The organism is Paenibacillus prosopidis (assembly GCF_003337375.1).
In the GTDB taxonomy this organism is placed as follows: Bacteria; Bacillota; Bacilli; order Paenibacillales; family Paenibacillaceae; genus Pristimantibacillus; species Pristimantibacillus prosopidis.
On record NZ_QPJD01000035.1, the window covers coordinates 1 to 9,721 of the forward strand.

At 39.6% G+C, this 9,721-nt stretch carries 11 protein-coding genes; all 11 read left to right on the forward strand.

Features of this window, described 5'->3' with window-relative positions; genetic code table 11:
- Positions 1 to 690 precede the first annotated feature (690 nt).
- The 11 genes from DFP97_RS29390 to DFP97_RS31825 all read left to right on the forward strand — a co-directional run bounded on the left by DFP97_RS29390 (position 691) and on the right by DFP97_RS31825 (position 9,220).
- On the forward strand, positions 691 to 1,218 hold the full coding sequence (locus tag DFP97_RS29390; RefSeq protein ID WP_114384216.1) for an RNA polymerase sigma factor: 528 nt from the start codon (positions 691 to 693) through the stop codon (positions 1,216 to 1,218).
- Positions 1,211 to 2,326 carry a DUF4179 domain-containing protein gene (locus tag DFP97_RS29395; RefSeq protein WP_114384217.1) on the forward strand — a complete coding sequence of 372 codons (1,116 nt, stop codon included), beginning with the start codon at positions 1,211 to 1,213 and terminating at the stop codon, positions 2,324 to 2,326. The genes DFP97_RS29390 and DFP97_RS29395 overlap by 8 nt, the downstream gene beginning before the upstream one ends.
- Before the next feature lie 317 nt (positions 2,327 to 2,643).
- Positions 2,644 to 3,603 carry a hypothetical protein gene (locus DFP97_RS29400; protein ID WP_114384218.1) on the forward strand — a complete coding sequence of 320 codons (960 nt, stop codon included), beginning with the start codon at positions 2,644 to 2,646 and terminating at the stop codon, positions 3,601 to 3,603.
- 282 nt (positions 3,604 to 3,885) lie between these two features.
- A complete protein-coding gene (locus DFP97_RS29405; protein ID WP_114384219.1) occupies positions 3,886 to 4,260 on the forward strand; it encodes a DUF3221 domain-containing protein in 375 nt (124 codons plus the stop codon).
- 138 nt (positions 4,261 to 4,398) lie between these two features.
- Complete coding sequence (locus tag DFP97_RS29410; protein ID WP_114384220.1) at positions 4,399 to 4,689, forward strand: hypothetical protein; 291 nt, start codon at positions 4,399 to 4,401, stop codon at positions 4,687 to 4,689.
- Between the two features lie 207 nt (positions 4,690 to 4,896).
- Entirely contained in the window at positions 4,897 to 5,493 is a 597-nt protein-coding gene (locus DFP97_RS29415) for an SMI1/KNR4 family protein (RefSeq protein WP_181873733.1), read from the forward strand.
- Positions 5,494 to 5,657: 164 nt separating this feature from the next.
- Complete coding sequence (locus tag DFP97_RS29420) at positions 5,658 to 6,068, forward strand: hypothetical protein (protein WP_114384222.1); 411 nt, start codon at positions 5,658 to 5,660, stop codon at positions 6,066 to 6,068.
- A gap of 215 nt (positions 6,069 to 6,283) precedes the next feature.
- On the forward strand, positions 6,284 to 6,697 hold the full coding sequence (locus DFP97_RS29425; protein WP_114384223.1) for a hypothetical protein: 414 nt from the start codon (positions 6,284 to 6,286) through the stop codon (positions 6,695 to 6,697).
- A gap of 186 nt (positions 6,698 to 6,883) precedes the next feature.
- Positions 6,884 to 7,354, forward strand: coding sequence for a hypothetical protein (locus DFP97_RS29430; RefSeq protein WP_114384224.1), 471 nt, complete (start codon positions 6,884 to 6,886; stop codon positions 7,352 to 7,354).
- Between the two features lie 515 nt (positions 7,355 to 7,869).
- Positions 7,870 to 8,226, forward strand: a complete 357-nt coding sequence (locus tag DFP97_RS29435) for a hypothetical protein (RefSeq protein ID WP_114384225.1) — start codon at positions 7,870 to 7,872, stop codon at positions 8,224 to 8,226.
- Positions 8,227 to 8,491: 265 nt separating this feature from the next.
- Positions 8,492 to 9,220 carry a MerR family transcriptional regulator gene (locus DFP97_RS31825; RefSeq protein ID WP_425453571.1) on the forward strand — a complete coding sequence of 243 codons (729 nt, stop codon included), beginning with the start codon at positions 8,492 to 8,494 and terminating at the stop codon, positions 9,218 to 9,220.
- Positions 9,221 to 9,721: the final 501 nt, after the last annotated feature.

Below are 9,721 nucleotides of genomic sequence, written 5' to 3' on the forward strand. Positions count from 1 at the left end.
AAATGTCCCACACGCTTCTTCTATTTCTGCATGCCCAAGACCAGAGCAACGGTGTCTAATGAGCTTGCTTTCTGAACAACAGCTGTATTCTATGGCGACGAAATCCTGCGAATGAGTGAGTATATGTGAGAAAAACCCTTAAAACCGAGGGACGGGTACGATAGCGAAGTAATTATAACTGGAGCAGGCGCCGTGGCGACCTGCTCATGGTCGTTGAAGTAACGGGCAGGATAAGGTGGTGAAGGTAAGCAATTTTGTCTGCTAGAAGGGTTTTATATTCCGTTCCAAACGTTTTGACCATAGGAATATTGAAGGTAAGCTAGGCTTTGTTTCTCTTATTGTAGACGCTGAAAAGCCAATAAATGATTGAACTAACGGGTATAGCTCAATAAACAAGAAGGCTGCCGATCTATTTGATGTCGGCAGCCTTCTCCGCTAGCAGGTAGGATAAAGGCCGGCAGCGAATGATATGGTGAAGCGGAGGACGAGATGTGTTGTTGCTTGATATGTGGAGCTCCTGGAACGTGAGCTTGAATATAGCCCCGATATCGAAGTTGGAGCTCGGTCGTTTGGGCTGAAAGACAGCAATAAAAATTTTAGATGAAGCGAACCTGCTTCGTGTTTTCGTGGTCTAATTTATATAACCGTTTAAAATGCTCCCATCGGTTGAGACAGAGGAGTTGATAATGTTTGAATTGGAGCCTTGATGTGGAAAAGGCAAAGAATGGGGATAATGACGCATTCATCCGTCTAATCCGATTATTCGAAGTACACTTATATCAATCAGCAAAAGCATTTCTTCATACAGATGCCGACTGTGCGGACGCAATGCAAGAGGCCGTGCTTCGTGCTTATCGCTCCATAAACAGCTTGAAGGAACCTGCATATTTTAAAACCTGGCTCATCCGGATACTCATTAATGAATGCAAACGAATTCTTAAATCAAAGCAAAGTGTTATTTCGCTTGAAGACATATCGGTTCCCACCATGCCGGAGCCAGGATTTACGCTTTTTGAACTCCGCGACTTGATTGATCGTCTCGAGTCTCCTTTTAAAATGGTGGCTGTGCTGTACTATTACAGCGATCTATCCATTAAGGAAATCTCCGCTGAACTTCATGTGCCGGAAGGTACGGTGAAATCCAGGCTATCTCGAGCTCGGGAGCTGCTTGCTTTACACTTGGAGGATAAGCCGAAAGGAGTGAGAAAGTATGAATGAGTTGGAGAGAGATCTACTTATCCGAGATGCATTGTTGGATGAAACAAGCACAATGCCGAAATTGGTCAGAGAGAAAATGGATTTTGTATACTCTAATTTACCGAAGCGCAGAAGCAATAGTCGAGTCAGAAAAGTTGCTTGGCAGATTGCTGTGGTGATGATTGCTATGATTGTTGGTATCTTCTCACTTGGGCTTGTCTCTCCTGTGATGGCAAACTATTTGAGTCATCTGCCGGTTATCGGTTCAGCTTTCAAGACGGCCGGCGACGTCGGATTAAAAATAGCTGGAGATGAGCTATCAAGTTCTTTTGTGAGACAGACCGTTGAGGATAAAGGTGTGTCAATCACGCTCGATCAAATTGTTTATGACGGCACCCGAATATCAATTGGTTTTTTACACGATTCGAACCTGCAGCTTAGCATGGATCCACTGATGATTCACATTAAAGGGGAACCCATAAGCTCTGGATTAGGAGGTGTTTCGAAAGAAGTTATTGACGGAACAATGGCTACGGTTTTACGTTTCAGCGTAGAAAAGACTTTGCCGGATAAGTTTACACTTAGCATTCGAATAGATGAGGTGGCAATCTCCCAAGATGGCAAAGTGGAAAAACTACATGGGGATTGGTCATTTAACGCAGAGGTTGTCAAAATAACGGATGGTTTAATCGAGCAAACATTTGACCCACCTCTTATCCGAAGCATAGATAATATAAAGATTGCCGTTAGGAACATCACAATATCACCGCTTACCACCAAAGTGGCTTTTGATCTGGAGCGGCCTGTGGAACTGGATCCGTCAAATATTCATTCCGAAAACAGAAGAGAAGGAGAGGTCACAGTGATGAGGGATCTCAAGTTTAAACTTTTTGATTCGGAGGGAAATCAATTGGAGACGCTATCTATGCATATCTCAAAAAACGCAGACGGACCTGAACACTGCATCGTTCTATTTGCCCCTCTTACCGGAAAGCATCAAGAATTAATCCTACGTACATTCCTGGAATCAACGAAGGTAAAGAAAGATAGAGAGAGTTCATATTCGAGTGTCGATTTGCCTGAAATACAACACTTAACTGAAATGGACGTGAATATTTTTATGAAGTGAAGGGGAGCCGCAAAAGTGGTCACCTGAAGACTTTAGTCATTCAACTAACGGGTACGATAGCTCAATACCGGAAGGGCTGCCGCTTCGGCAGCCCTTCGTTAAGTTAATGGGCAGGGATATTTGAAAAATATTACAAAACTAACTGGAATTTAATTTTAAATTAAGTAATTTTAAGCACACTCCATGACGATCCGCTTAAGGTTAAAATTCTTTGTGCCAGTGTCTTATCGGTATGTTTACTGTTATTTCACTCATTTAAAAGCAACAGCTTACATCAAAGATCAAGGCTATAGATATTTTTTTGAGGAGTTTGATATATGATAGAAAATAAGATAATTATTAAAGTCATTCTACCCCACAATACATTTAACGAAAAAAATATAAAAATGTGGCTTGATTTTTTGTTGTGGTTTACACCTACCGATATGGCAGGGAATTTAACTACAGGAAACAAAATTGTTCCATTTCAGCCACATAAATTCTATGAGAATTTGAATAATGAAGTCGCAGAAAGCCGATTTTCTATAAGATTATCTGATGAAAATAGCAATATCTCTATTGCAAAATTACAATATCAAACAACAGTAAGTGTATCAGCGGCTAATATTGATATCAAAGAAATCATGTACCGAATCGAAAAACTTATTGTTGAATTAGAAGCAATTACAGCTTTTGCAATGGACAAAGAAGATTTTTTCTGGCAGTCCAATAAGGACCCCAACAACTATAAGCGACGCAACAAGTCTTTGAACAACGTTAAAATAATTAAAGACCCGAGATTGCCTAGAAGAGAAATAATTGACCCGTTAAGTTTACCTGGATATATTCAATATTTTCATGAGATTGGTTTTACATCTTCATGGAAGATGTGGTTTGGACCGTTATTTTATAAATATATTCCATTTGAACGATTAGTTGCATTTAAGGGGGGCTACGAAACTTTAATAATAAATGAATCATTCGTTAGGATAACCCTGTATAAAAATTCTTGGGAGTATGACGACCCTCAAAACAGAGCCATTCAATGGGATTGTAGGCGTAGTTTAGAAATTGATACGGTTGTTGAACAACTGAGAGGAATTGGAAATAGGACTGGGAATACAGATCCATCTATAGAATTTATTACAACCGATTTACAATATGGCGGAGATTTGAGGGTGAAATATTATTACAACTCAGAAGGAAAATTAGTTCCTAGATCAAAATCAGTATCGGTTATAGAATACGAAATGAAAAAATCTGGTGAAGTTCAATGGAAAGAAATTAGATCAACATAGCATTTACAATGGACGGTTACCCCAGTGGTCGACTGAACCCAGGCAAACTTAACCCTCATCAGCTCTTTAAGCTACTATAGTTCAATCACACATTGATGAGTAGGCTCCTCGATAGCCTGCTATTTTAACGGATACGATAGTTCAATCATGAGTTAACTTATTTTATTTGAAGAATAAAGGGATAAACGCTAAATCCATGTATTACCTGGTTAAGAGTCGGAACAATTATTGTTATAAAGCGTCACTATATAGAACGCAAACAAACCACATGGAGAAACCAAGATGAGAAGAGCATTATTAGTATTAATTATTGCTGTAGTTGGATTGATAATTGGATGCAGTACACAATCAGAAAAGGGCGATTATATCATTGAAAAAGAAATCGACAGTAACATTCCTATGATATTAGTTGCAGAGAATATTTCTAAAGAAGATTCAAAAACGAAATCGATTTTTGAACTTATGAAAGACGGAACTGATTTAATGTGGTATCACATAGAGGATACGAAATTGTATGCAGACCTTAATGTTGGCGAGAGGGTAAGTGTAGAAGCAAAAACGTCCTCGATGGATGGAAAAGAAGTGTCACATGTAATGCTATCGAATCCACCACAAACAGTGGCAGGCGAAATTATTAGACATTCAAAAAAACAGTAAACGCAGAACAATTATTACGTTAACGGGATACGGTAGTTAAACGAAAAAAGGAGCGGCTTGTCACGGAGCTGCTCCTTGTTTTATTAAGCTAAAGGGCAGTATAACGTAGAAAGTCCTTGTGATTTTGGAGGTGATAGGATGATAAAAAAAAGTGTTCAAGTCATCGACGGTGGAGTCAATGGTACAAATCCAGTTTTTGAAGTTAGTGAACAACAATTTGTAAGGATTTTTCCTGATGGACAGGATATCGCTTTTCTGAGCGACTTTCCCGAACTTGAAGACGATATTGAGTTCTGGAACAATTTTTACCACAAAAAAATTGACAAGAAGAACGTAAATGGTATTCATGGGACCCTTCATACAAGAGGTAGTTTTGTGGAACCAGAGTATTTTCCAAGTAGAAGAGAATCGGATGTAAAGACAAAATAACTGAACTCAGTTGCGCTAACGGGTAACGATAGCTGAATAAACCACCCCAAGACGAAGCTGTCGACATGATCGATAGCTTCATTATATTAACGGGCAGGATAATACAGCAATGTCTAGGAGGAATAGAGAGAAATAACATCGAATCTATACATCCATTATCCATATTTAAGGGCGATTTTTCAAAAGTTACATAAAGGGGTGCATGTCTTGATTGACAGTTTAGTTGAACTCACGCTTGATGCATTTAAAAAGAGATTAAATGAGGAGAATTCGTTACTGGTTCAGCGGGAATGGGGTTACACTGAAAATCTAGTCTGTTATTTCTTCCCCGCTGCGACTATTGAAGAAATCGTGGAATTTCAAAATGAACACAACATCAAGTTTCCTGTAGACTTTAAGTTGTTTCTCTTGCTCCATAACGGAGTACAGCTCTTTTGCCATCCTAAATATGGTGATGGATTTGAAATATTCGGATTACTTGAGATTTATCAGCACTATATCGAGTATAACTATAGAGATTTGATACCCGATGGATGGTTTCCAATAGGAAGCGATAATGGTGATATACTCTTCATCAATTCAAAAGATTATACGGATAACCAAAGAGAAAACAGCTATCTATATTGGAGTGAGAAGTTGTTTGTTGATAATGCGAAGGAAATTGGATTAAATTTCGAAAGATGGTTCGAAAGATTCTTAATGTACAATGGGGACTTATTCTGGGTTTGGGGAAAGGAAAAACCCTATCATTACTACGGTAGGCTAAAACAGCACCTTTTAAATATTGAAAAATATCATAAATAAATTATCCGTCATTAAGTAACGGGTACGATAGCTCCATAATGCTTAAGTAGGCTGCTGATGATTCACTCGGCAGCCTGTTGATGTTAACGGGCAGAATAGCGAAACATTATGGTAAAATATGGTGATGTTTGTTTAAGCCGAGAAAAGTTCAAGAAGGAGGAACTATGAAGAAACTTATTTTGCTTTTGATGGCAGTATTACTTCCAATGACTGCATGCAACGGTAATAAAGATAAGGATGAAGATTACAATGTAAGTTTTCAATTAAGCGAGGTTATGGATGTTATTAAGCAAGATATCGACTTGGTGAAGAGTGAGGCACTTTTTCATTCCGAGTTGGCTACCGAACAGGAGACTTATAAAACAAATGAAGGAGATATAATTACAATTTATGTTTTTGATATTGGAAAAAAAGAAGAAGGGGCGTTGGAGATTCATAATAACTTCATGAATATGAATTTCGGTGAATCCCTGATTAAACATAGTAAAGGAAATGTAGAGGTCATTTTTATTAAAGCAAACAACGAGGAGTTTGAAATTGAGAATAAACTGACAAAAGCAATCGGACATATGTAATTATCAAAACAAAAAGGACGCTCCCGCGCCTTCGCTTGGGGCATTAAACTAACGGGTACGATAGTTCACGCATCATGGAGCAGTTTGCCGGCGGTAGTTGATCCATTTTTCGTTAAGCTCCCATGGAAGAATGCAATTACTTCCATAATCTGTGGTGTCGCGTAATGCAACATAACTTCTCATTGAACGTCTGTATAAGCAGAGGAGGTTTACATATGAACTTAATGACGCCAGTTTTTATTGGGACTTTAATTGTGATTTTATTCTTATCCGGCTGTGGTAATTTTCAGATATCAAAATCAGTTGAGTCAGAGGAAACTGTTTCGCTATCTACCAGTTCCACTATCCCCATTGAAGAACGAATACCTGGTGATGGGAATGAGTTAAGAAAAATTGCATGGGGACAAGTAGGTGAAATCGCAAGAGAAACTGTTATTGGTGACTGGAAGGAAGCCTCCATAGAAAAATCGAGTTTTGAACAAGTGCCACTTAAGAAAGACTCTATAAAAACATCAAATAACATTTATAAAGTTACCTTCAAGACTAATCAAGACGAGTTAATTGGGGCTATAGGGATATATATTGATGCTGTATCTAACCAGGTTGTGGGAGAAGACGCTCGGGATTAGTGGGACTGAAATGTAGCGCCTTCATTGAACTAACGGATACAATTGCTTAATGAACATAAGAAACGGCGGCCAACATAATGGCTGCCGTTTTCTCAACTACCGGGCAGTTTAGTTCCAATATGTGTTAAAATCAAGGGGCTTGATGAACTTCAGGTGAACTTCGTTAATGAAAGGTAGGGAGACAGATTGGGGACCGACATTCATGTATATATCGAGCAGAAAACAATTAAAAATGGCAATCCTTTGATTACTGAATGGATTAGCGTGGATGAATGGATACATGACCCTTACTTTGAGGTAATGGAGGTTCGAAAAAGATACTGGACAGATAGAAATTATCTACTATTTGCGATATTAGCGAATGTAAGAAATCGATATACTATTCAACCTATATCACTGCCAAAGGGACTGCCTGACGATGTAAGCCCAGAGGTGAAAAATCAAAGCGACGAGGAAAATGGGGACGCGCATACAAGAAGTTGGCTCACTTTAAAAGAACTTCTCGAATATGATTGGCAACAAAAAATCGAGGATGACGATAACGAAATCTTTCCTCTCGAAGCGTTGGTTATCCCTTTTGTGAATGAATTTATCCCGCGTTTGAGTAAAATTGACGAGCCTGAGAATGTCCGTATGGTCTTTTGGTTTGATAATTAGAGCAACTCGTTGAGCAAACGGGTAACGATAACTCAACGAACAGGACGAAACGGCATTCGGTTTAATGGCTGTGTCTCAATAGGAGGTGTTAAAAATCAATCTCAATCGTTATTTAGGAATCTGGATAATTATCTTATTAATTGAATTACTGTACTTTGCTAATTTAATTCATCAGGTTCACGACATAGAAGAAACTACATTTATTATAGTGGTCATTGCAGTTACGCTTGTCGTTGGCTCTACTGTAATAAGCAATTCCAGAAAATAGCGAAGAGGTAGCATCTTCGCCTATCTTGTTGAACTACCATGAAAGAACGGATTAACTTTCATGCTCTGTGGTGCAGCATATGAGATGCATGGATGGTTAACAGGTAACGATAGCTGAATAAAAAACATTAACGAGCAGCGGCAGCCTGCTCGTTTTATTGAATTTACGGGTAGTTTTCTTCAACAAGCCTTTGAATCTTTAGTATAATTAAATCAAGTAGAATGCTTCTGTAGGAGGATTTATCCCCATGAGACCAAGCAGTCAGGCACTTATCGAACAAATAGGAACAGATTATATTGATGCAAAGTTAAAGGGATTTTCATACGACCATGCATCACATTTTGTTCAAATAAGGTATGGAGATTCAAATAACAATGAAAATGACAAGGTAATTATATTTAGGGATTGTTTTTCGGTAAGTATTAACACATGGCTGGAAGGCATGAATGGGACGGTTCCTCGAAAACCAGATGAAATGGATTTCTTTTTTCATGAGATAACGATTGAGGATATTGAAATCAATGGTGTTCAACTTTATAAATGTTCAATGATAATACCCATGATGGATTGTCATATCACATGTGTCACGATTGAAAATTGTTGAAAAATTCATTACGCTAACGAATACGATAGTATCAAGACGAGCAGGCTGCCGATATGATTGGCAGCCTGTTCCCAATGGGCGGTTTGTCCGACTTAAAAAGAAATTTACCAGAACCTCTTGACTCTCCTGCAAGGGAAAGCTTTATCCTGCAGGTGAGGACCTCGAAATAAGTGTGCACACAGGAGATGAATATGTTCAAAATTGGTGATTTTGCACGACTGAGTAAGGTAACGGTGAAAGCTCTTAGGCATTATGAAAGCGTAGACTGTTACAGCCTGCACATATCGACGCTTCTACTGGTTATCGCTATTACATGGCAAGCCAGATGTCCAAACTAAATCGGATCATGGTCCTGAAGGATCTTGGCTTCTCCTTAGAGGAGATCTCCATCCTTCTCCATTCGGACATGGACCCTGAACACCTGCGCACGTTCCTAGAAGTGAAGCATTCCGAGATCTTATCGAGAGTAAGGGATGAGCAAACAAGACTTGCCCGGATCGAGAATTATATGAAAGAGGAGGGACACGCAATGAGGTATGATTGTGTTATCAAGCAGATTGAACCGGTACGAGTTGTTTCAATCAGGGACCATATTCCAACGCATAGCGAGCAAGGACATCTCTGGCAAGCTTTGGGGGAGCATATTGAAAAGCACGGAGTGAAAGTTGTTCCTCCCTGCATGGTGATTTACCATCAAGGTAGCAGTGATTCATCCATCGATGCAGAGGTGATTGAGCCGATATCTGGAGATTTACCGGAAACCGACCGTATCAAGGTCAAGATTCTTGAAGGGGTTACCGAAATGGCATGCGTGGTCCATAAAGGCCCCTATCAAACCCTCCATAACGCATATAGCAGCTTGTTGAATTGGCTGGAGGAAAACCTGTACGAGATAGCTGGACCGCAACGGGAGTTATATTTGGCCGGAGAATGGTCGACAACCGATACGAATGAATACATTACAGAAATCCAGTGCCCTGTCCGAAAAGCCTGAGTGCGTTAAACTTGTCTTAAAGCTGCAGTTAAGAAGTAGAAGTCTTAAGCGAGGCATTGCCCCCCTTAAGGCTTCCTTCTTTTTGTTAAACTACCATGAAAGAACGGATTAACTTTCATGCTCTGTGGTGCAGCATAAGAGATGCATGGATGGCTCCCTCAGAGAATAAGGTTTTTCTCACGAATGCTCGCTCATTCGCAGAATTTCACATGTATGTTTAAATAGGAGTTTAAAGGATTACATGAGATGGGCTAAGCAGTTCCGTTTGAGGGCATGCGGGAATAGAAGGTGCTGGTCTAATTACAACATCTTCCATATAAAGATTTACTGCACGTCTCTCTCCACAAGGTCCTTGGGATTCACTCTCCCAAATCTCAACGGGTCTATGCCCTCACATTCCTTCGTCCTATCTATCCAAGGTGTGGAGTCCGATCAACGTTAACGGAACGGGTCTATGCCCTAAAGCCTAAAAATCTCGGTACTCCGTGCTTTCTTTGTGAA

Excerpts from the sequence above, each read along its gene's own strand:
- DFP97_RS29395 (WP_114384217.1), top strand. The coding sequence starts at position 1,211 with ATGAATGAGTTGGAGAGAGATCTACTTATCCGAGATGCATTGTTGGAT.
- DFP97_RS29400 (WP_114384218.1), top strand. The coding sequence starts at position 2,644 with ATGATAGAAAATAAGATAATTATTAAAGTCATTCTACCCCACAATACA.
- DFP97_RS29405 (WP_114384219.1), top strand. The coding sequence starts at position 3,886 with ATGAGAAGAGCATTATTAGTATTAATTATTGCTGTAGTTGGATTGATA.
- DFP97_RS29410 (WP_114384220.1), top strand. The coding sequence starts at position 4,399 with ATGATAAAAAAAAGTGTTCAAGTCATCGACGGTGGAGTCAATGGTACA.
- DFP97_RS29420 (WP_114384222.1), top strand. The coding sequence starts at position 5,658 with ATGAAGAAACTTATTTTGCTTTTGATGGCAGTATTACTTCCAATGACT.
- DFP97_RS29425 (WP_114384223.1), top strand. The coding sequence starts at position 6,284 with ATGAACTTAATGACGCCAGTTTTTATTGGGACTTTAATTGTGATTTTA.
- DFP97_RS29435 (WP_114384225.1), top strand. The coding sequence starts at position 7,870 with ATGAGACCAAGCAGTCAGGCACTTATCGAACAAATAGGAACAGATTAT.